At 62.4% G+C, this 21,406-nt stretch carries 22 protein-coding genes; 12 read left to right on the plus strand and 10 right to left on the minus strand.

Features of this window, described 5'->3' with window-relative positions:
* Positions 1–77: 77 nt before the first annotated feature.
* On the plus strand, positions 78–1,394 hold the full coding sequence (locus QCE79_RS23190; protein ID WP_250494183.1) for an MFS transporter: 1,317 nt from the start codon (positions 78–80) through the stop codon (positions 1,392–1,394).
* Positions 1,395–1,452: 58 nt separating this feature from the next.
* Here QCE79_RS23190 and QCE79_RS23195 read toward each other — a convergent pair whose 3' ends face one another.
* Positions 1,453–2,376: a LysR family transcriptional regulator gene (locus QCE79_RS23195; RefSeq protein WP_309848158.1), complete on the minus strand. Its 924-nt coding sequence runs from the start codon at positions 2,374–2,376 to the stop codon at positions 1,453–1,455.
* Positions 2,377–2,545: 169 nt separating this feature from the next.
* On the opposite strand from QCE79_RS23195, the gene QCE79_RS23200 reads away from it, so the two are divergent.
* From QCE79_RS23200 to QCE79_RS23220, 5 genes are read left to right on the plus strand one after another with little or no spacing between them, the layout of a single operon-like run.
* Entirely contained in the window at positions 2,546–3,721 is a 1,176-nt protein-coding gene (locus QCE79_RS23200; protein WP_309848159.1) for an L-rhamnonate dehydratase, read from the plus strand.
* 53 nt (positions 3,722–3,774) lie between these two features.
* Positions 3,775–5,061, plus strand: a complete 1,287-nt coding sequence (locus tag QCE79_RS23205) for an MFS transporter (protein ID WP_309848160.1) — start codon at positions 3,775–3,777, stop codon at positions 5,059–5,061.
* A 22-nt stretch (positions 5,062–5,083) separates the two neighbouring features.
* On the plus strand, positions 5,084–6,085 hold the full coding sequence (locus tag QCE79_RS23210; RefSeq protein ID WP_309848161.1) for a 4-hydroxythreonine-4-phosphate dehydrogenase PdxA: 1,002 nt from the start codon (positions 5,084–5,086) through the stop codon (positions 6,083–6,085).
* Positions 6,086–6,091: 6 nt separating this feature from the next.
* On the plus strand, positions 6,092–7,048 hold the full coding sequence (locus QCE79_RS23215) for an amidohydrolase family protein (RefSeq protein ID WP_309848162.1): 957 nt from the start codon (positions 6,092–6,094) through the stop codon (positions 7,046–7,048).
* A 19-nt stretch (positions 7,049–7,067) separates the two neighbouring features.
* Positions 7,068–7,988 carry a dihydrodipicolinate synthase family protein gene (locus tag QCE79_RS23220; protein ID WP_309848163.1) on the plus strand — a complete coding sequence of 307 codons (921 nt, stop codon included), beginning with the start codon at positions 7,068–7,070 and terminating at the stop codon, positions 7,986–7,988.
* Positions 7,989–8,016: 28 nt separating this feature from the next.
* Here the strand turns inward: QCE79_RS23220 and QCE79_RS23225 are convergent, their stop codons facing one another.
* The 7 genes from QCE79_RS23225 to QCE79_RS23255 form a co-directional block, all read right to left on the minus strand.
* Positions 8,017–8,406 (minus strand): hypothetical protein, encoded by a 390-nt coding sequence (locus QCE79_RS23225; protein ID WP_244830023.1) that lies wholly within the window; start codon positions 8,404–8,406, stop codon positions 8,017–8,019.
* Positions 8,403–9,095 carry a substrate-binding domain-containing protein gene (locus tag QCE79_RS23230; RefSeq protein WP_309848164.1) on the minus strand — a complete coding sequence of 231 codons (693 nt, stop codon included), beginning with the start codon at positions 9,093–9,095 and terminating at the stop codon, positions 8,403–8,405. Before QCE79_RS23230 ends, QCE79_RS23225 begins: the two co-directional genes overlap by 4 nt.
* A gap of 1 nt (position 9,096) precedes the next feature.
* Positions 9,097–9,780, minus strand: a complete 684-nt coding sequence (ligK, locus tag QCE79_RS23235; protein WP_244830020.1) for a 4-carboxy-4-hydroxy-2-oxoadipate aldolase/oxaloacetate decarboxylase — start codon at positions 9,778–9,780, stop codon at positions 9,097–9,099.
* A gap of 2 nt (positions 9,781–9,782) precedes the next feature.
* On the minus strand, positions 9,783–10,808 hold the full coding sequence (locus QCE79_RS23240; protein WP_244830019.1) for an amidohydrolase family protein: 1,026 nt from the start codon (positions 10,806–10,808) through the stop codon (positions 9,783–9,785).
* Between the two features lie 15 nt (positions 10,809–10,823).
* Positions 10,824–12,176, minus strand: coding sequence for an aromatic acid/H+ symport family MFS transporter (locus QCE79_RS23245; protein WP_250468578.1), 1,353 nt, complete (start codon positions 12,174–12,176; stop codon positions 10,824–10,826).
* Between the two features lie 30 nt (positions 12,177–12,206).
* Positions 12,207–13,508, minus strand: a complete 1,302-nt coding sequence (locus tag QCE79_RS23250) for a gallate dioxygenase (RefSeq protein ID WP_309848165.1) — start codon at positions 13,506–13,508, stop codon at positions 12,207–12,209.
* Between the two features lie 304 nt (positions 13,509–13,812).
* Positions 13,813–15,018: an MFS transporter gene (locus QCE79_RS23255; protein WP_309848166.1), complete on the minus strand. Its 1,206-nt coding sequence runs from the start codon at positions 15,016–15,018 to the stop codon at positions 13,813–13,815.
* Positions 15,019–15,126: 108 nt separating this feature from the next.
* Between QCE79_RS23255 and gcvA the strand changes: the two genes are divergently transcribed.
* Both gcvA and QCE79_RS23265 read left to right on the plus strand, forming a co-directional pair.
* On the plus strand, positions 15,127–16,059 hold the full coding sequence (gene gcvA, locus QCE79_RS23260; RefSeq protein ID WP_309848167.1) for a transcriptional regulator GcvA: 933 nt from the start codon (positions 15,127–15,129) through the stop codon (positions 16,057–16,059).
* Between the two features lie 89 nt (positions 16,060–16,148).
* On the plus strand, positions 16,149–16,925 hold the full coding sequence (locus QCE79_RS23265) for an EAL domain-containing protein (RefSeq protein WP_250468590.1): 777 nt from the start codon (positions 16,149–16,151) through the stop codon (positions 16,923–16,925).
* Between the two features lie 352 nt (positions 16,926–17,277).
* Here QCE79_RS23265 and flgM read toward each other — a convergent pair whose 3' ends face one another.
* Complete coding sequence (gene flgM / locus QCE79_RS23270) at positions 17,278–17,583, minus strand: flagellar biosynthesis anti-sigma factor FlgM (protein ID WP_309848168.1); 306 nt, start codon at positions 17,581–17,583, stop codon at positions 17,278–17,280.
* Between the two features lie 251 nt (positions 17,584–17,834).
* Here flgM and QCE79_RS23275 point away from each other — a divergent pair, with 251 nt between their 5' ends.
* From QCE79_RS23275 to QCE79_RS23290, 4 genes are all read left to right on the plus strand, one after another.
* Positions 17,835–18,440, plus strand: coding sequence for a TetR/AcrR family transcriptional regulator (locus QCE79_RS23275; protein WP_309848169.1), 606 nt, complete (start codon positions 17,835–17,837; stop codon positions 18,438–18,440).
* 128 nt (positions 18,441–18,568) lie between these two features.
* A complete protein-coding gene (locus QCE79_RS23280) occupies positions 18,569–19,255 on the plus strand; it encodes a type 1 glutamine amidotransferase domain-containing protein (RefSeq protein WP_309848170.1) in 687 nt (228 codons plus the stop codon).
* 358 nt (positions 19,256–19,613) lie between these two features.
* On the plus strand, positions 19,614–19,832 hold the full coding sequence (locus QCE79_RS23285; protein ID WP_244830010.1) for a hypothetical protein: 219 nt from the start codon (positions 19,614–19,616) through the stop codon (positions 19,830–19,832).
* A 122-nt stretch (positions 19,833–19,954) separates the two neighbouring features.
* A complete protein-coding gene (locus tag QCE79_RS23290; protein ID WP_244830009.1) occupies positions 19,955–20,188 on the plus strand; it encodes a hypothetical protein in 234 nt (77 codons plus the stop codon).
* Between the two features lie 21 nt (positions 20,189–20,209).
* Here the strand turns inward: QCE79_RS23290 and kdgT are convergent, their stop codons facing one another.
* Positions 20,210–21,226, minus strand: coding sequence for a 2-keto-3-deoxygluconate transporter (gene kdgT / locus QCE79_RS23295; RefSeq protein ID WP_244830008.1), 1,017 nt, complete (start codon positions 21,224–21,226; stop codon positions 20,210–20,212).
* Between the last annotated feature and the right edge of the window lie 180 nt (positions 21,227–21,406).

Raw genomic sequence — 21,406 nt, forward strand, 5'->3', positions numbered from 1 at the left:
TCGGACGTCGGATCGATACACGATTCGCCCTCGATAAGAGCGCGCATGAAGCGCACAAGCCTCGGAGGAGACACGCTATGTTCCATCGACCCAAGGTCACCCGGTCGGTCCTCGCGCTCATGTGCGCGATGTCTTTCATCATGTATCTCGATCGCGTCAACCTGTCCGCCGCGGCAGGCCTGATTCGCGATGATCTTCATCTCAGCAATACCGATATCGGCTTCGTGTTCGGCGCCTTCGCCTACACCTATGCGATCTGCCAGGTGATCGGCGGATGGGTAAGCGATCGCTTCGGCGCGAAGACCACGCTCGTGCTGTGCGCGTCGATCTGGATCGTCGCCACGGTCGCGACGGGCTTCGCGGGCGGCGTCGTATCGCTTTTCTGCGCGCGCATGCTGCTCGGTGTCGGCGAGGGCGCGGCGCTTCCGGCGCAGGCCCGCGCGCTGGTCAACTGGTATCCGGCGCAAAAGCGCGGCTTCGTGCAAGGGCTCACGCATTCGTTCTCGCGCTTGGGCAATGCGCTGACGCCGCCGCTGATCGCGATTCTCGTCGCCTTTGCGTCGTGGCGTGCATCGTTCATTCTGGTGGGCGCGCTGACCGCGGTCTGGGTGCTGGTCTACGCGTGGTACTTCGCCGATAACCCGCGCAAGCATCGACACATCACGGCCGAGGAGATCGCCGAGCTGCCGCCCGAGAATAAGGTGGCCGTGGAGAAGACCCGCGAGCCGACGCCGTGGGGACGTCTCATCAAGCGCATCGGGCCGACCATGATGGTCTACTTCTGCTACGGCTGGACAGGCTGGCTCTTCTTCACGTGGCTGCCGACGTTCTTCATGCACGGACGCGGCCTCGATCTCAAGAGCTCGGCGCTTTTTTCAGCGGGCGTGTTTCTCTCGGGCGTCGTGGGCAATACAGCGGGCGGCGTGATCTCCGACCGCATTCTCAAACGCACCGGCAACGTGGTCGCCGCGCGGCGCAACATGATCATCGTCGCATTTCTCGGCGCGTTGATCTTTCTCGCACCCGTCATGGTGGTGAAGTCCTTGCCGGTCATGGCAGGCTGCATGAGTCTGTCGTTCTTCTTCCTCGAAATGACCATCGGTCCCATCTGGGCCGTGCCGATGGACATCACGCCCAAGCACGTCGGGATTGCGAGCGGGCTCGTCAATGCGGGATCGGCCATTGCGGGCATCTTCTCGCCGATCGTGTTCGGCTTCATCGTGGATCGCACCGGAAGCTGGACCTTGCCGTTCGGCGGCTCGCTGGGACTGCTTGCGGTGGGTATCGTGATGACGTTCTTCATGCGACCCGATATCGAACTCGATCCGGCGAACGATGCCGATTCCTCGTTGCGCGATGCCGAAGGGAAACTGGCATTCGCGGATCGCCGATGACGGACGGCGACGGCGTCTCGCGCTCGACACGCATGACGCGGCCGCGCCGTCGCCCTAACTAGGCTGCCCGAATCGCCTCGATGACCAGTTGCGTAGCCGGACTGATGCGCCGGTTACTGCGCAGGATCAACCCATAAGGCGCGAGCCGTCCACGCAGCGGCGTGGCAATGGAAGCGATGGTATCGAGCGAAGCGTAGTAGTCGGCAACCGAACTCGGCAGCACCGCCAACATATCGGAATCGCGCAACAGCGAAAGCGTCGTGAGAATGGAAGACGTCTCGACGGTGCTCACCGGCGGTGCGACGCGTGACTCCCTGAAAGTCTGATCGATGATCTCGCGCATCGGGCTCGGATGCGGCTGCACGATCCACGCATACCCCGCGAGCTCATCCAGTTTCGGGCGCCCGGTCGATTCGAACACCGGATGCCCGGGCCGCGCGACAATCGACAATGCCTCTTCGGCAAGCGTTTCGAAACTCAAGTCGTTGGCGGGAAACCCGTAGGGAATGCGCCCGACCACGATATCGAGTTGGTCCTGCTGCAAGGCTTGCACGAGCACATCGCTGGTATCGATCTGCACGGTGATATGCAGACGCGGATGCGCGTCCTTCAACTGTACGATCACTTTCGTCAACAGCTCGGGCGCGGGCGCCATGACCGCGCCAATCCGCACCTTGCCGATATCCCCCGCTTCGATGGCCGCGAGTTCTTCGCGCAACTCGTCGAGGTCTTCGAACACCACGCGCGCATAGCGCATGACCGCTTCGCCATATACCGTGGCCTGCATGCCGCGCGCATGCCGCACGAACAGCGACGCGCCCATGGTGTCCTCCAGTTCCTTCAACGCCTTGGTCGCGGCGGGCTGCGTCATGGCGAGTTCGTCGGCGGCGCTGCGCAGAGACTCTGTTTCGGAGAGCGCCATCATCAGTTGAAGATGACGCAAGCGCAGGCGTTTGCGGATGGTATTGGCAGGCGCAATCATGTCGGCGATAACCCTGTGAGCGCTTTCCCGCGATAACCGCAGGAAATAACCCGATGCAAATTATTCAATAGTCAGTTATCGCGCAGTTTCGCACACTAGCGTCACCCGAAACAGCCGCGCAAACCCTTCCTCGCGCGGCCTTCCATCAAACAAGAAGGAGACATTCGCGATGAAGATCAAGCATATCCGTGCACGCGTATTCGAATGGAAAGGCAAGGTCGTGCCGCCGCAAGCGCACTTCTGCACGAATGCCGTGGACATTCTCTACGAACGCGGCGACGCCATGGGCTCGTTCCGCTTTCACCAATGGCTCGTGGTCGAAGTGGAGTGCGACGACGGCACCATCGGCATCGGCAATTGCGCGCTTGCGCCGCGCGTGGCCAAGCAGATCGTCGACGAATATCTCGCGCCTATCGCCATTGGCGAAGACCCGTTCGATCACGAATACATCTGGCAGAAGATGTATCGGCGCACGCTTGCCTGGGGGCGCAAGGGTATTGGCATGGCGGCGATCTCGGCTGTCGATATCGCCTTGTGGGACATCATGGGCAAGGCGGTGAAGAAGCCCGTCTTCAAACTGCTCGGCGGACGTACCAAGGAAAAGATCTGGTGCTATGCCTCGAAGCTCTACAACAACGACGACCGCGACGTGTTTCTCGCCGAAGCAAAGAGCTATCTCGACGACGGCTTTACCGCGATGAAGATGCGCTTCGGCTACGGCCCGAAAGACGGCCCGAGCGGCATGGCGAAGAACGTCGAACAGTTGCGTCTCTTGCGTGAACTCGCGGGCGACGACATCGACATCATGGTCGAATGCTATATGGGCTGGACGCTCGAATACGCACGCAGAATGTTGCCGCGCCTGGCCGAATTCAATCCGCGCTGGCTGGAAGAACCGGTCATCGGCGACGATATCGAGGGCTATCAGGAACTGAAGAAGACGAACGTCATCCCGATCTCGGGCGGCGAACACGAGTTCACCATCTACGGCTTCAAGGACCTGCTCGAACGCCGCGCCGTGGACGTCATTCAGTACGACACGAATCGCGTGGGCGGCATCACGGCGGCGCGCAAGATCAACGCAATGGCCGAGGCGTGGTCCGTGCCGGTCATTCCGCATGCCGGACAGATGCACAACTATCACCTCACCATGTCGAGCGTGGCGAGCCCCATGTCCGAGTTCTTCCCGGTCTACGACGTGGAAGTGGGCAACGAGCTTTTCTACTACATCTTCGACGGTGAACCGCAACCGGAGAACGGCTATCTGCAACTCTCCGATGAGACGCCGGGCCTCGGCATCACGCTCTCGGACAAGTATCTGGATGACTTCAACATCATCGAATAACGCATGAACGACGGGCCAATGCAGCCCTCGACATCAAGGATTGGAGACACGCAATGGAAAGCAGAATAGAAGCGCCCGCGCTCGACGCGGTTACGTCGGAGCGCGCGACGAGCGTGCGCTGGCGCATCTTTGGCGTGGTGTTTCTCATCACGCTGATCAATCTCGTCGATCGCATCTCGCTTTCCATCGCGATGCCCACCATCGCCAAGGAATACGCGCTCTCGCCCGCCATGCAGGGGCTGATCCTGTCGAGCTTCTTCTGGTCGTATGCGCTGTTGCAGATACCGGGCGGATGGCTCATCGACCGCTACGGTCCGCGCAAGATCATCGCGGGCGCGACGGTGTTGTGGGGCATTTTCCAGACCTTGATGGGCGCTGCCGGCGGCGGTCTGTCGATGCTGTTTCTGCGTGTGGGTCTGGGCGGCGCCGAAGCACCGCTCTTTCCCGCCGGCAGCAAGCTCAATGCATTGTGGCTCTCGAAGAAAGAGCGCGGTCGCGGCGCCGTATTGATGGATGCGGGCTCGCCATTGGGCGCGGCCATCGGCGGGCTTGCAATCTCCAATCTCATCCTCGCGTTCGGCTCGTGGCGCATGGCGTTCGTCGTGGCGGGCATCGCGACCATCGCGGCGGGCTGGCTCGCATGGCGCTATCTGCGCGACGATCCCGCGAAGCATCCCTTCGTGAATGGCGCGGAACTCGCGCGAATTCGTGACGGCGCGGCCCCGGTCGCCGCGAGCGTCATCGCCGAGGAACCCTTGCCGCTGCGCTCGACCATCGCCATGTGCGTCGGCCGCATGAGCTGGGCGATGATCTTCTTCGGGCTCATCACGTGGGGACCGAGCTATCTGACGCAAGCGCGCGGCTTGAGTCTTTCGCAGATCGGCGCGGCCACGTTCTTCATCTTCTTTTCCGGCGCTTTGGGCTCGCTGTCGGGCGGCTTTCTCTGCGATGCACTTTGCACGCACGGCTTCTCGCGCGGCAAGGTGGTCAAGAGCATGATCGCGCTGTCGGGCATCACGACGCTTGCCGTATTCGCCGCGCTGCCGACCATTCAGTCGCCGGTGAGCGCGGTCGCGGTGCTGTGCGCGGCGTCGTTCTTGCTGATGTGGGGTAGTCTCTACTGGAGCCTGCCTTCGTTGCTCGCGACGCCGGGGCGCGTCGGTCTGCTCGGTGCATGCATAAACTGCGCGGGCAGCGTCGGCGGCATCTCGGTTCCGCTCATCACCGGTTTCATCCTGCAGCGAACCGGTTCGTTCGATACGGTGCTGCATTTCTACAGTGCCTGCGCGCTGGTGTATATCTTCGGCTCGATCGCCATCGATCTGCGCCGTACCCGCTAAAAAACCCAAAGGTTGATCCGTCATGAAACCTCGCATTGCTGTCCTTCTCGGCGACCCCGCCGGCATCGGCCCCGAACTCATCGCGCGCCTCGTTGCACGGCCGGAAAATCGCAAGCGTGCCGATCTGCTCATCATCGGCGACCGGCGCGAACTCGATCGCGGCATGGAGATCGCGCGGCAACGTTTCGATTACACCGTGGTGAACGATGAAGCCGCCGCCGCGCGCGGTACCGACGTGCCTTCGCTCATCGACTTCCGCCTGCCCGACGACGCGCCTTACGAGCCCGCCGTATCCACGGAACGCGGCGGACGCTACAGCCTGGAAGCGTTCAAACAAGCCCTGCAACTGACGCGCGCGAACCGCACCAACGCCATGTTGTTCGCGCCCGTCAACAAGACCTCGCTGCACATGGCGGGCATGGACACGAACGACGAGATGGAATGGTTCGCGCATCAGCTCGACTATGCCGGCGCGTTTTGCGAATTCAACGTGCTCGATGAACTGTGGACCTCGCGCGTCACGTCCCACATTGCATTGAAGGACGTGAGCGCGCGGCTTTCTGACGAACGCATAGTCGGCGCGGTGCAGTTGATTCACGACGGACTCAAACGCGCGGGCATCGCAGCGCCGCGCATCGCGGTCTGCGGCTTCAATCCGCATAACGGCGACAACGGCGCATTCGGCCGCGAAGAGATCGATGTCATCACGCCGGCCGTGGAGCATGCACGCGCGCTCGGCTACGACGCGCAAGGCCCCTTTCCCGCCGACACCATCTTCGTGCGTGCACGCGACCAAAAGGTCTTCGATGGCGTCGTCACCATGTATCACGACCAAGGCCAGATCGCGATGAAGCTCATGGGCTTCTGGCGCGGCGTCACGGTGCACGGCGGCTTGCCGGTGCCGATCGCGACGCCCGCGCACGGCACCGCGTTCGATATCCACGGCAAGGGTTCCGCCGATGTCGGCGCTACACAGAAGGCCTTCGATATTCTCGTGCGCATGGCACAAGACCGCGTGAGCTAAGAGCCCATGATGCACGCCCATATCGATGCCTTGCGCGAGCGCTTCCTGCAAAGCGGCGACGATGCCGACCTGCCTGTCGTCGATGCGCATCATCATTTCTGGGACCTCGCGAACAACTATCATCCGTGGCTGCGCGATCTGCCGCGCATTCCGTTTCGTTATGGCGATTACGCGGCCATCTGCCATGACTTCCTGCCCGACGATTACTTTGCGCAGGCGGCGAGTCATCGCGTGGTCAAGACGGTGATGATGGAAGGCGAATGGGACGCGCGCGATCCGCTCGGCGAAGCGCGCTGGGCGAGCGCGCTCAATGCGCGCACCGGCCTGCCCAATGCAATGGCCGGACAAATCTGGCTGGATCGCGAAGACGTGCGCGCGGTGCTTGATGGATATCGTGGCTTGCCGCTCGTGCGCAGCGTGCGTCATAAGCCCAAGACCGTGCCGCGCGCGGAGCATCGCGCGGATTTCTCGGCAGCGGGTTCCATGCGCTGCGAGCGGTGGCGGCGTGGTTACGCGCTGCTCGCGGCATATGATCTGATGTTCGAACTGCAGGCTCCGTGGTGGCATTTCGCGGAAGCGGCCGAACTTGCGCGCGACTTTCCCGACGTGAAGATCATCGTGAATCACACGGGCTTACCGGCCGATCGCAGCGAGGAGGCGTTGCGCGCATGGCGCGCCGCGCTCGATACGCTCGCGCGCTGGCCCAATGTGTGGCTCAAGATATCCGGCATCGGCGAAGCGGGGATAAACTGGAGCGTGGAGCGCAACGGGCCGGTGGTGCGCGAGGCCATCGCGAGCTTCGGCGTCGAGCGCTGCATGTTCGCGAGTAATTTTCCGGTGGATAGCCTCGTCGTTTCGCTGGACAATCTTTTCGGCGGCTTCAAGGCGATGGTCGCGCACCGAACGCCCGCGGAAAGACTGGCCCTTTTCCACGACAATGCCAGCGCCCTCTATCGCATCTAAATCCAGGAGACAACAATCAATGGCAGCTCCCCTTTATTGCGGCGTGTTCCCCGTCGCGCCTACCATCTTCGACGACGCAGGCAAGCTCGATCTCGAAGGCCAGAAGCGCGCCATCGACTTCATGATCGATGCCGGTTCGAACGGCTTGTGCATTCTCGCGAACTTCTCGGAGCAGTTCGCGCTGACGGACGCAGAGCGCGATGCCGTGCAGCGCACCGTGCTGGAACATGTCGCGGGCCGCGTGCCGGTGATCGTCACGACGACGCATTTCAGCTCGCGCGTTTGCGCCGAACGCAGCCGCGCGGCGCAGGACGCGGGCGCGGCCATGGTCATGGTCATGCCGCCTTATCACGGCGCGACTATCCGCGTGAGCGAGCGCGGCATTCAGGATTTCTACGCGAAGGTGTCGGACGCCATCGACATTCCGATCATGATTCAGGATGCGCCCGTCGCGGGCACGCCGCTGTCCGCGCCCTTTCTCGCGAAGCTCGCGCGTGAAGTCGAAAACGTGTCGTACTTCAAGATCGAAACGGCGCAGGCTGCGTCGAAACTGCGCGAGCTGATCGAACTCGGCGGCGATGCCATCGTCGGCCCGTGGGATGGCGAAGAAGCGATCACGCTGATCCCCGATTTCGATGCAGGCGCGACCGGCGCGATGACGGGCGGCGGCTACCCCGACGGCATCCGCAAGATCGTCGATGCCTACGCTGCCGGCAACACCGACGAAGCCGCCGAGTTGTATCAGCAATGGCTTCCGCTCATCAATTACGAGAACCGTCAGTGCGGGCTTGCCGCATGCAAGACGCTGATGAAGGAAGGCGGCGTGATCGGCTCGGACGCGGTGAGGCATCCGCTTGCGCCGATGCATCCTAAAGTGCGCGAAGGCTTGCTCAAGGTGGCGCGAAAGCTCGACCCGCTGGTGCTGCGCTGGGGGCACTGACGCCGCTTTAATGGCCTGAAGTCCGCCCCTACTTTGCGCGGTCAATGAGCTGCCGTGCGGTCTCCGTCGCGAGATCCGCATGCAGCTCGGCCCACTTCCCGAGCAAGGTGGCGTCGTCGGTAAAGAAGATTGGCGGCTCGATCCAGGCTTGCACCTTGCCGTCTTTCGACGATGCTTCGAACACGCGCAGATCGGGGTCGTCGCTGACGCCCGCGCGAAGCAGCTCGCGAAACGACAGCGATTCGCGTACGCGCACTTCATGCACCGGCACTTCGCGAAGAATGGAGACGGCCGCGCGCGCGATGCGCAAGGCGCTCTCTCGTCCATCGGCCATCAAAAACACGGTGACGCCGCCTGGCGCCGACAACGCCAGGCGAAAGAGTGCAAGTCTGCATCGTTCGCTCAGGCGCGTGCTCATCGAACGGGTTCCATGCCATGACGTTGCATGACAGCGCCGGCTTCCGGAGAACTCAGGTAAGCAAGAAGGGAGCGCGCGAGCACGGGTTCGCGCGCGGCCGTGCACACGGCGCCCTGAAATACCGTGAGCGTCTGAATGTCCGCGGGCAACGGACCCACTACGTCGATGCCCGCGACGCCGATCAGCTCGCTCATCTGCTGAAAGCCCAGCTCCACTTCTCCTTGCGCGATAAGTCCGCCCACGGCCACGCCGGGCGGCGCCTGCACGATACGCGACGACACCTCCTGAAGCACGCCCCAGCGCTCGAACAGCCGCATGAGATACGCGCCGCTCGGCCCGGTCGAATAGCCGATACTGCGCGCGGCCAACACTGCGTGACGCACGGCGCTTTCGTCGTCGATGGAAGGATGCGGCGCGCCCGCCTTCACCGCGACGGCCACGCCCGAACGCGCGATATCCACGCGGCTCGCCGGATCGATACGTCCCGCTTCGGCAAGACGCTCGATGGCGTTCGCGGCCAGCACGACGATATCGAACGCCTCGCCTTCCTCGATACGCCGCAACGCCGCCACGCCGCCCGTCGATTCGATCGCGACCGGCTGCGCGAATGCGCTTGCATAAGCATGGGCGAGATCGGCTAGCAGATGCTTCGTCGCCATCGACGAGATGCCGGTGATCGTCGTTGCCATATCAGTCGATGTAGCGCAGGCCCGCGCGTTGCAGCGGCTCGCGCATGTTGTACATGTCGAGACCCAGCACGCCGCTCGCGAGCTTGTCGCGCTTCTCTTCTTCCAGCGCCTCGCGCGCGCTCGCCTTGTCGAGCACCTGTCTCGCCGATGCAGCCGGCACCACGACCACGCCATCGTCATCGGCGACGATCACATCGCCGGGAGTAACCCATGCGCCCGCGCAGACCACCGGAATGTTGACCGAGCCGAGCGTCGCCTTGACCGTTCCCTTCGACGAGATCGCGCGGCTCCACACGGGAAAGTTCATTTCGGTCAGCACACGCACGTCGCGCACGCCGCCGTCGATGACGAGCGCACGCGCACCGCGCGCCTTGAAACTCGTCGCGAGCAAGTCGCCGAAGAAGCCGTCGGTGTTGTCGGTGGTGCAGGCGGCCACGACGATATCGCCGGGCTGAATCTGTTCGGCGGCGACGTGCAGCATCCAGTTGTCGCCGGGTTGCAGAAGGACCGTCACCGCCGTGCCGCTCACCTGAGCGCCCGCATAGATGGGCCGCATGTACGGCTTCAAGAGACCGACGCGCCCCATGGCTTCATGCACGGTCGCCGAGCCGAGCGCGCCGAGTTTGGTCGCGGCCTCTGCGTCCGCGCGATCGATGTTGCGATAAACCACTCCGAGTTCGACCATGTTCAACGTCCCTTTGACTTGAGCGCCGTATCGAGGCGCGGATACACACGGCGCGCGTTGCCTTCGTAGATCTTGTAGCGCGCTTCGGGTTCGATCTGCGCGGCTTCGACATAGCGCTTCGTATCGTCGAAATACTGTCCCGTTTGCGGGTCGATGCCGCGCACCGCGCCTATCATCTCGCTCGCGAAGAGGATGTTGTCGACGGGAATCACGCGCGTCAGCAGGTCGATGCCCGGCTGGTGATACACGCAGGTATCGAAAAAAATGTTCTTCAGCAAATGGTCTTCGAGCAGCGGCTTTTTCAATTCCTGCGCCAGCCCGCGAAAACGACCCCAGTGATAAGGCACCGCGCCGCCGCCGTGCGGAATCACGAAACGCAGGCTCGGAAAGTCGCGGAACAGGTCCGAGGTCAGGCACTGCATGAAGGCGGTCGTGTCCGCGTTCAGATAATGCGCGCCGGTCGTGTGAAAGCACGCGTTGCAACTCGTGCTCACGTGGACCATCGCGGGAATATCGTACTCGACCATCTTCTCGTAGATGGGATACCAATAACGGTGGGACAGCGGCGGGCTCGTCCAGTGACCGCCGGACGGGTCCGGGTTCAGATTGATGGCGACATTGCCGTATTGCTCGACGCACTTCACGAGTTCGGGAATGCACGTCGCCACATCGACGCCAGGGCTTTGCGGCAGCATCGCGGCGGGGACGAAGTGATCGGGGAACAACTCGCTCACGCGAAAGCACAGCTCGTTGCATATCGCGGCCCATGTGCTCGACACGTCGAAGTCGCCGATATGATGCGCCATGAAACTCGCACGCGGACTGAAGATGGTGAGGTCGAGCCCGCGTTCGCGCATCAGGCGAAGCTGATTGCTCTCGATCGACTCGCGCAATTCGTCGTCGCTGATACGCAGTTCGGAAACCGCCGGCCTCTCCGAAGGATTGTTGATGCCGGCAATCTGCCGGTTGCGCCACGCTTCCAGCGCCTTGGGCGCGGTGGTGTAGTGGCCGTGAATGTCGATGATCATCCTTGCTCCAGAAAACTAGTGTGCAGCGGCGTTCGTTTGCGGCGCGGGTTCGCCGGCGCGCGTTTTCTGCGCGACGAGGATGGCGACGGCGGCAAGCGTGGCGGGCACGGCGAGCATCGCGAGGATCGCGCCGAACTGCCAGCCCAGACCGAGCAGCGCGCCGCCGATGGCCGAACCGAAGATGCTGCCGAAGCGTCCCATGCCGAGCATCCAGCTCACGCCGGTGGCGCGCGCCACGGTCGGATAGCGTCCCGGCGCGAAGGCGTTGAGGCCGGTCTGCGCGCCGCTCATGCAAAAGCCCGCGGCGAACACGAGCACGGCGAGCGACGACGACAACGCGCCGATCCACGCAAGCCCCAGCACGCACACCGCGCCGCCGAGATACGCCGCGCTGATGACAGGCGCGGGCCGCGTCTTGTCCATGATGAAGCCGACGATGATCGCGCCGATGGTGCCGCCGATCTGGAACATCGCCGTGATGTTGGCGGCGGCGGAAACCGTGAGGCCCGCATCCTTCATCAAGGTGGGCAGCCAGCCGGTCAGCAGATAGATCACGAGCAGGCCCATGAAGTACGTGACCCACAACGCGGCGGTCATGAAACCATAGCCTTGCGAGAACAGCACGCCGATAGGCTTCTTGGTCGGCAGCGGCGGTTCCGTCGATACGAAGACTTCATCGCCCTTGAAGCGCTCGCCGCAGACACGTCCGAGCACCGCGCCGATCCGTTGCGAGGTCGCGCCGCGCACCGACATGAGACGCGCCGATTCGGGCAGCAGCCAGATTTGCAGCGGAATCAACACGAGCGGCAACGCGCCGCCGAAGATCAGCACCGAGCGCCAGCCGTGCTCGGGAATCAGCCAGCCGGCGACGAAGCCGATCAGCGCGGAGCCGAGGTTGAAGCCCGTGAACATGATGGTGATGAGCAGCGAGCGCTTGCGCTGCGGCGCGTATTCGGAGAGCAGCGTCGTGGTGTTGGGCATGGCCGCGCCAAGACCGATACCGGTCAGCAAGCGCAGGAGCGCCATCGACGAGGGCGAATTGGTGAACGCCGTCGCGATGGTAAAGACGCCGAACAGGAACACCGAGGTGATCAGAACCCACTTGCGGCCGATGCGGTCCGAAGCCGGTCCCGCCGTCAACGCGCCGATCACGAGTCCGATGGGCGCGGCGCTCATCACGAGTCCGAACGCGGGCCGCGAGATGTGCCAGTCGCCGATGATCGAGGGCGCCACGAAACCCATGATGGCGACGTCCATGCCGTCGGCCGCGACGACGAGAAAGCACAGCGCGACCAGCAACCACTGGTACGCCGAGATGGGCCGCGCGTCGATGAAGCCCTTGATGTCGATGGTTTTACCGCTGTTCATGTTCGTCTCCGTGTTGCATCGTTTTGGCCGTCAAGCCTTGTTCTTCTCTTCTTTGTCCCAGGCGAGATTGCCCGCGCCCTTGCCCGCCACCGAGTAGAGCGCGCCGGGCGCATTGCGCGTCTTCTGGAATTCCTCGAGCGTTTCGCCGCGCATCGCCGCATAGATATGCAGGTTCGCGATGCCCGTCACCGCGCCCAGTTTTTCGAGCATGAAAAAGATCACGCCGTAGTGAAGAAGACCGCGCCAGTCGCGGCGGCGCAGAAGATCGCGCTCCTGTTCGCTCAGACCCGCTGATTCGTAGCTCGCTTCCTCGTCGGCCTTGAACGCCTCGCGATGCGCGGGCTCGACCATGCGATGCAGATAGTCGTTGATGCGATAAGCCCGCACCGCCGTTTCGATGCTGAACGGATACGTGCCTTGCAGCTTCTCGACATCGGTGAGTTGCACGGCCATCTTCTGGCGATGACGTTCGAGTATCGCGGGCTTCGTCTCGCTGTCCTCGCCTTCGTAGATGGCGGTCGCGATACCGGCCATCGACGGAAGGTAGTAGCTGCGGTGCTTGCACACAACGTTGTTCGACAGCGCGCCGCGCATGGTCAGCCACATGATCACTTCAGCGCCTTCGAAGCCGCCGAGTTCCGCGTATTCGGCGAGCGTCATGTCGGCGAGTTGCTCGGGGTCGCGCTCGAAGAGATCGAGGAAGCGGTGATCCCATTCCGTGTTGTTGAAGCCCGCGCGTTCGCCGTGAACCTGATGCGACAGGCCGCCCGTCGCGATGATCGCGACCTTGAGGTCTTCCGGATAACTTTCGATGGCGCGGCGCAGCGCCTGACCGAGCTTGTAGAAACGCCGCGCGCTCGGCACGGGCAGTTGCAGCACGCCCATTTGCAGCGGAATCAGTTGCATCGGCCAGTCGGGCTTGTGCGGGGTAAGCATCGAGAGCGGTGAGAAACAGCCGTGATCGAGCGGCTTGTTCTGGAAGAACGACATATCGAACTCGTCGGTCACGAGCGAGTTGCCGATGTGCGCCGCGAGCGCGGGATGCCCCTTGATCGGCGGCAGATCGCGCGCGCCGCCGCCCTCGTCCGCGACGCGCCATTCCGGACCGACGCCGAGCGCGAAGGCCGAGTAGTGATCGAAAAAAAACGACGTGATGTGGTCGTTGTAGATCGTCACGACCACATCGGGGCGCTTCTCTTCGAGCCATGTGGCGAGCGGCGCGAAGTTTTCGAAGATGGGAGCCCATACCGGGTCGTCGCGCTTGTTCTTGTCGAACGCGAAACCGATGGTCGGGGTATGCGAGGCAGCAATGCCGCCGATGATGCGAGCCATTGTGATGCTCCTTCGGGTGCCGGGCGACGCGTTACGCGTCCATCGGCAGCGGTGTCTGGTGCGGAAAACTGAATGGAAGATAGCGGCTGGCGGTTGCGCGGGAAACTGCGCGTAAACCATGAAGATGGGCGCGATTCGATACGTCCGACGGCGTTCGATGCCTTTGCTTGCTGGGGTTTGGCGAGCGATCGGCCGGCTGCGTGATGCGGCGTCCGATAAATAAAACTGATGCGCGAAGAAGGAAGACGCAAGGTCGCCCGACCGCCCGCATGTTCGCGGACGGATTGGCACGAACATGCGCGATCTAGGCCTCGTGCGCGAGGCGCGAGCGCAGTGCGATGGCCAGCGGGAAAATGGCGGTGGCCGTGAGAGCCGTGGCAAGCGTGGCGCCGTGCACGCCGATCCGGTCGCCGAGGAAACCGTAGATGACCGGCGAGATCGCGCCCGACGCAATGGTGCCGGTATAGAAAAGCGCAAAGGCCCGCTCGGCTCCGTCGAGTGGCGCCAGTTCCGGCACGGTGCCGTAGAGCACGGACGAGGTGCCATTGAGCATCACGCCGAGGAGCGGCAACAAGACCATCGCGACGCTCAGCGGGCAGAGCATCACCGCGACGATGCAGGCCGCCGTGCCGCCCTCGGTTGCGAGCACGGTGCCGATCACGCCCAGCCGCGCGCCGAGCCATCCGCAGGCGAACTTGCCGGCCGCGCCGCCGATGAAAACCAGCGCGAGCGCCGTGCCCAGCATCGGTTGAGAGATGCCCTTCTCTTTCAGCAAGAACGGCAGGAACGTCAGCAGGCCCATGCGGACGCTGGTGTCGAGCACGCCTATCGAGAGCAGCATCGAAAATCCTCGTCCTGAGCCGCCGCAGTTGCCGCTGGATTGCGCATCGGCGGCCGGCGTGCTTCTCGGTACGACAGGGAAGAAAAGTGCAATGGATACAGCGACGACGCAACCCAGGACCGACATGATCCAGAGCGCGTGACGCCAGGGCATCAGCGTAACGAGAAGAGAGATTGCGGCCGGCAATGCCGATTTGCCGAGATCGCCGGAGAAGTTGTAGACGCTCAAGGGGCCGCGCGCGCGGCGGCCATAGACGCGCGACACCGCGCCCGATGCAATGGGATGCTGCGTGCTCGACCCGCTTCCCGATACCGCCAACGCCACGCACAAACCGAGCAGGCTTCCCGACATACCCGCGAGCGCGTAGCCACCGGCTGCGAGCAACGTGCCGAGCGCAAGCGTCGCCCGGCTGCCAAGCCTTTGCGCCAGACGCCCGGCCGGTATCTGGAGACTCGCCATGGTTCCGGCATAGACGCCGCGCAGCATGGCGAGCGCGCCATACCCCAGACCGAAGTCCGCCTGCCACACCGGCAGCAACGCGTAGATCATGTCCGTGTAACCGTCGTGCAGCGCGTGTGCGACGCAGGACAGCCAAAGCACGCGCGAAGGTAGAAGCGCGGTCCGGTCGGTTTTAAGCAGAGACGGCAAGGAAAACGGAATAAAGCGCATGAGTGTCCCGGACGACGGCGTGACGAGGCCTAAAAGACAATTTTATGACTCGAGGAAGGCGCCTTCAATTGACGTAAGATCGCGTCAATGGAGAGATAAAGTCACGCCATGGACGAACCAGCAAATCTGGCGCAGGACCGGGACAGGCTGCCGCCGCTCAATGCGTTGCGCAATTTCGAAGCGGTCGCCCGGCATGGAAGCTTCGCCGCGGCGGCGGCCGACCTGCATGTCACTCATTGGGCGGTCGGCAAGCAAATACGGCTGCTCGAAGACTGGTTCGGCGTGCCGTTGTTCGAGCGGCGCGCGCGCGGCGTTCAACTTACCGATGAAGGCGCGGCACTCCTCAACGACGTGAGCAGCGCGTTCGAACGTCTCACACGCGGGGCAGCGCGCCTCAGGCACGACGAATTCACGCGCCGCGCGTCCGGCGTCGTGCGCGTGAACGCGCTGGCGAGCTTCGCGTTGTGCTGGCTGCTGCCGCGTCTCGCCGATTTTCAGGCGCGCTTTCCCGATATCGACGTCAGGTTGTCGACCACGTCGCGCAAGTTGCGGTATATCGGCGATGCCTTCGATATCGGCATACGCTCGGGTCACGAACAAGGCGCGGGCGTCGTATCGCGCTCGTTGATGGCCGATGTGCGCTTGCCGGTGTGCAGCCCCGCGCTGCTGCGTCAGCGTCCCATAGCAAGCGTCGCGGATCTGCGTCATCACGCGCTGCTGCATTCCGCCAGCACGCGCACGAGTTGGTCGTCGTGGCTCAAGGAGGCGGGCGCGGCGGACTTGCGCGCGGCCCGGCACGTCGAGTTCGAGCACACATATCTGCAACTCGCTGCTGCAGCGGAGGGGCTCGGCGTGGCGCTCGCGTCGTTGCCGCTGATCGGACGCGATATCGCCGAAGGCCGACTCGTATGCCCGATCGCGGCGCCGGCGTGGCGCGCGTCCGATTACACACTGGTGATCAACGCAGACCGCGTCGGGGATGACGCCGTGGTTTCCTTCGAGAAGTGGATCATGGCGAGCGCGGGAGGTGCCGGAAGTTAAAGAAGCGCGTCCCATCGTCCGATATATTGAAGGCCGGCGCGAGATGGCAAGCTGTCGCTTCAAAGACCAACTTTTCAGACGAACGAAACATGATCAAAATTCACGAGGCGGGACAGCCGGCAAACGGCCCCGTTCGCTGCGGTGGCTGCAATAGCCCCGAAGTGGCGCAGATCGAAATGGCCTTTGCGTTTCAGCCTATCGTCGACGTGCGGTCGGGCAGTCCCTATGCCTACGAGGCGCTCGTACGCGGGCCGAATGGCGAATCGGCGGGTTCGGTGTTGTCGCAGGTCGACGACTCGAACCGTTATAACTTCGATCAACGTTGCCGCACGACTGCAATCGAGCAGGCGGCAAGCATGGGCATGGACAGCTTTCTGTCGATCAACTTCATGCCGAACGCGGTCTATCAGCCTGCGGCATGCATTCGCAGTACCTTCGAGGCCGCCGAAAAACACGGCTTCCCGGTGAATAAGATCATCTTCGAAACCATCGAAGGTGAAAACATCATTAGCCGTTCGCATCTGGTGCAGATTTTCCGCGCGTATAAATCGTTCGGCTTTCAGACCGCGATCGACGATTTCGGCGCGGGTTATTCAGGGCTCACACTGCTCGCCGACTTTCAGCCGGACTTGATCAAGCTCGACATGGCATTGGTGCGCGACATCGACACCGACACCGTGCGTCAGCGGATCGTTGCCGGCGTCTTGAAGATTTGCAGTGATCTGGGAATTCGCGTGATCGCGGAAGGCATCGAGACGCAAGGCGAGCGCGATTTTCTGGAAGCAGCCGGCGTGAGCCTGATGCAAGGCTATTTGTTCGCCAAGCCCTCGTTTAAAGAGATGCCTGCGATTGCCAATGTGCGTTAATGCAGGGTGCCAAAATGTTGAAAGCCGTGCTTGGGACGTTGCTAATCGTTTTGGCGGGATGCGCGGTGCCTGGTGCGCCGGCATCGCCAGAGAATAGCGTTGGAGCCGAAGGGTCGGCCACCCAAGCTCCGGCATCGACTGATCATTCACATTCAGAGCGTGTCGAGGCGCCGCACAGAAATCCGAAGATGTATGGGCCGCCAGGCGAGTGATTGGTGTCGGGCTCGCAACGCGTCGGTCCGCTCGACTACGAATCTGCAGAATCGGCCATGCCATTTGAACGGGGCATTTGGTTTTGTCCCCCGACGCTTCGCGCTACGCCGTCCGCGCTCCATTTCCGCTTAACCACCCATCAACGCATCGTCGTCTTGAGCAAATCGCCTGCGGTGCTCAACATGCCGCTCGCAATCTTGCCCGAGTCGATCTTGTAGGTTCCATCACGCAGAGCCGCCTTGATCGATTCGACCTTCGCCGCGTCGATGTCCGCGCCGCCCGTGACTTGCATCGACGACAACGAGGACAACGTCACTTTCGAGCTGGTTGCGTTGGTCGCGCTGGTTTGCTGCACGCCGCCCGTAGCCTGCACATCGCGTTTGCTTGCTACGCGAAAGGTGTCGGATTGGAGTGCGGCGGGCGTGTTGTTCGATTCGATCTTCATGGCTTTGGCTCCTTGTCTGTTGAGTTCTTTAACGGAGTGGGGCTTGAAATCTTTACCAAGCCCGGCGGCCTGCCGACACCCTCGCAACCTCGTCCAGCCCGCAAAGCCTTATCCAGTAAGCCTCCCGCCTATTTGCAACAAATTGAAACAAAGTGTGAGGAATCGCACATAGACCGAACATGGCGTCCGCGAGGGGCAAGAAATTTCCTAAAGAACTAGACGACTGGTCTACTTCACGCTAAAGTCCACCTATGCCTACCGCAAACACATCAGAAACCGTCGACGTCCGCGAAAACATCATTGCCGTCGGTCAACGGTTGATCGGCGCCAAAGGCTTTTCCGCCGTCGGCCTGAATGAGATTCTCACGGAAGCCGGCGTGCCGAAGGGCTCGTTCTATCATTATTTTGGCTCCAAGGATGCGTTCGGCGTGGCGCTCCTGGAAAGCTATTTCGAGGACTATCTGAACGACCTCGACCAGACGCTAGCGCAGCCCGGACTGAGCATGGCGCAGCGGCTGACGAACTACTGGAGCATCTGGCAAGAAACCCAGTCCTTCTTCGATTGCCAGGGCAAATGTCTCGCGGTCAAGCTCGGCGCCGAAGTGGCGGACATGTCGGAGGCCATGCGCGCCACGTTGAAGCGCGGCACGGCAGGGATCGTTCGCCGTCTTGCAAGTGCAATCGAAATCGGTGTGGCGGAAGGCTCGCTTTCGATCGAAAGTGATCCGCAAAGCGTTGCGCAGAGCTTGTATCAACTGTGGCTCGGCGCCAGCATCATGGTGAAGATTGTTCGCAACACGCAGCCGTTTGAAGTGGCGACGACGACAACGCAGCAGATCTTGCGACTTGCTCCCTGACGAAGCAGGGAGCGAGGTGCCAGCACTTCTTTAGAGGTGCTTTTTTTGAAGCATTTACTAGACGACTGGTCTACTAACACCATCAACCTTCTTTACGGTTTCGCCTTACTCACCCACGGAGATGCAACATGAAAGTGCTCATGGTTCTGACCTCGCATGACCAACTCGGCAACACGGGCCGCAAGACGGGTTTCTGGCTCGAAGAGCTGGCCGCACCCTACTACGCCTTCAAGGATGCGGGCGCGGAAATCGTGCTGGCATCGCCTGAAGGTGGTCAACCGCCGCTCGACCCGAAGAGCAACGAGCCGGCCAATCAGACCGAGATGACACATCGTTTCGAAGCCGATTCGCAGGCTACCGCGCAGCTTGCCAGCACGGTAAAGCTCGATCTCGTCTCGCAAGCCGATTTCGATACCGTGTTTTATCCGGGCGGTCATGGTCCGCTCTGGGACCTGGCCGAAGACAAAAACTCGATCGCCCTGATCGAAGCCTTCTTGGCCGCTGGCAAGCCTGTCGCGCTGGTCTGCCACGCACCTGGCGTGCTGCGCCATGTCCGCACGCCGGAGGGCGCACCGCTTGTCGAAGGCAAACGAGTCACGGGCTTCACCAACTCCGAGGAAGCCGCGGTCGGACTGACCGATGTCGTGCCGTTCCTCGTTGAAGACGAACTCAAGGCGAAGGGCGGCATCTATTCGAAGCTCGAAGACTGGGCACCTTATGTCGTCACCGATGGCCTTTTGATTACCGGGCAGAACCCGGCTTCATCGTCGTCCGCTGCGGCGACGTTGATGAAGCACCCGGCGCTCGCGCAATAACCGACGTTGACGTTACCGGCGCGCGCGGCCATTGGACGGCCGCGCGTCAGGGAACTCACGCTCGTGCCAGGACTCGCGATGCACGGGCAAATTGCCCGGCGCGTGAACTCATCGATCCCACATCACGAAACCGGCCCGCGTGTCGTGAGAAATCCTGCTGCGTGGCAGCATGCACGCGTTGCACATCGCCCCGGTGCGTTTCTCATCGCGGAATTTTCTCTCCAACCCTCTGATTCAACGCGCAAATTTAGCCGTCATTTTCCTCGATGCAGCGCCACGCTTAACGGCTACGCTCTTATATAAGAGGCAGCCGCAGTCACGGCGCTTGCCCGACGCTTCCTACAAAGCCGGAGTCATCATGATGCAAATCTACGTTGAACCCTTGCCCAAGGGCCGATGGGGCCCGATCGATGGATACACACTCGAGTATCCCGACGGCACGAAGATCACCGAGCAGGTGTTCAGTTCGGAAAAGCTCGCGGTCAGCGAAATCAGGCTGCGCGGCTATACGCCCTTGCTGGCGAAGGTGCGTATCACGGACAAGGGCGAGCCGGAGCACTGGGAAAGCGTCGAGTGACGCATCGTCGATACGAACGTGCTTCGCCGATTTTCTTTCGCGAAGCACGTTTTATTTTTGTGATATTGCTGCTTCATCCGGAACGCAAATAACGGCGCGGCTACATGGCCGATGGAGAAGCGATGCGACGAGGACCCTTCAGCGAAGCCGGCAGAAAACGCCGGCGTCTCTTTTTGAGCAAGGCGCATGTCGCGCTCGCGGCCTTCGGGACGCTAGGCTCGGTGCTCGGCATTGGTATCGCCATCGACGGCGGGCTCGAATTCAATCGCACCAAGGTGTTCACGGGCGTTGGCCTTATCGCCGTTTCGACCATTCTTTATATCTCGATGCTGTTCGTGAGCGACGAGCCATCCTGACGGCTCGTCGGCCGCACGAAATCACACGTGCACGTCGCGCTCGCCGAGCGGCCGCACCGGTTCTTCCACACGTTGTTCTTCAAGGCCATGACGCGCCCGATGCCGGCGCACCCAGAGCGCGGTCAGAATCGGCACGAGAATGGCCGTCACGAGACAGGCGGTCGCGACCATCGCGGTGGCCGCCGGCACGAGCGGCTTGAAGCGCGGAATCATCTCGCCGATGATCGCCGGATTCGCCACCGCCGCGCCCGCCGTCGATGAAGCCGCGAGTCCCGCCGCGCCATTGCCGCCCGCAATCCAGCGATCCGCGAGAATCAGCGGAATGCCCGTCACGACGATCACGCCCAACCCAAGCGCAACCCCCGGCAAGCCGCTCGTCGCGATCACGTGCAGGTCGATGCCATTGCCGAGCGCGAAGCCGAAGAACGGGATCAGCGGATGCACGCAGCGGCCGAACAGTTCGCGCAGGTCGCTGTCCAAATTGCCGAGCGCGAAGCCAATCAGAAACGGCAGCACCGCGCCGACGAAAAGGCGTGGCTCGAAGAACGCGACGCCCGTCGCGCCAAGAATCAGCATGCTGACGAGCGGCCCGGATTCCACCGACATCAGCACGAACGCGCCCGCTTCCTCGCGGCTGCCGTACTGCTGCATCACGGCGGCGTAGAGTCCGCCGTTGGTCATGTCCATCGACGTGGTGATGGCGAGCACGGACAGGCCCGCGAAGAGACCGGCCTTGACGCCATCGATGGGAATGAAGTGCGCGGCGACGATGGTCGCGATCCACGCAACCGCCATCTTGGTCACGAGCAAGGTGCCCGACTTGCGCAGCACGGTGCCGGTCGCGCGCAGGTCGATGGTCGCGCCCATGCAGAAGAACCACACCGCGAGAATCGGCACGGTGCCCGTGATCAACCCGTTCGTGAACGAGCCGAAGTACTTGCCCGCGCCCGGCGCGAAAGTATGGACGCAGGCGCCGAGCAGCAAGGGCACGAGCATGAGACCGCCTGGAATGCGGTCAATCGCTTTCTTTATATTCATGTCTCCTCCGTGGACTTTGGCGTCCGGATGGCGGGCTGTCTACCCAGTGCAATGCGCCGCTTTAAGCTCGGCCGCATCGGTTCGGCGCAATATAGCATCGCTGTTTTATATTCGCTGAATGCAAAGCCGGGAGGCGGGTTAATCGTTTACCCGTGCGCGGGCAGAGTTACCGGGTTTGCC

Origin of the sequence: Caballeronia sp. LZ003 (genome assembly GCF_031451465.1) — a bacterium.
GTDB lineage: Bacteria > Pseudomonadota > Gammaproteobacteria > Burkholderiales > Burkholderiaceae > Caballeronia.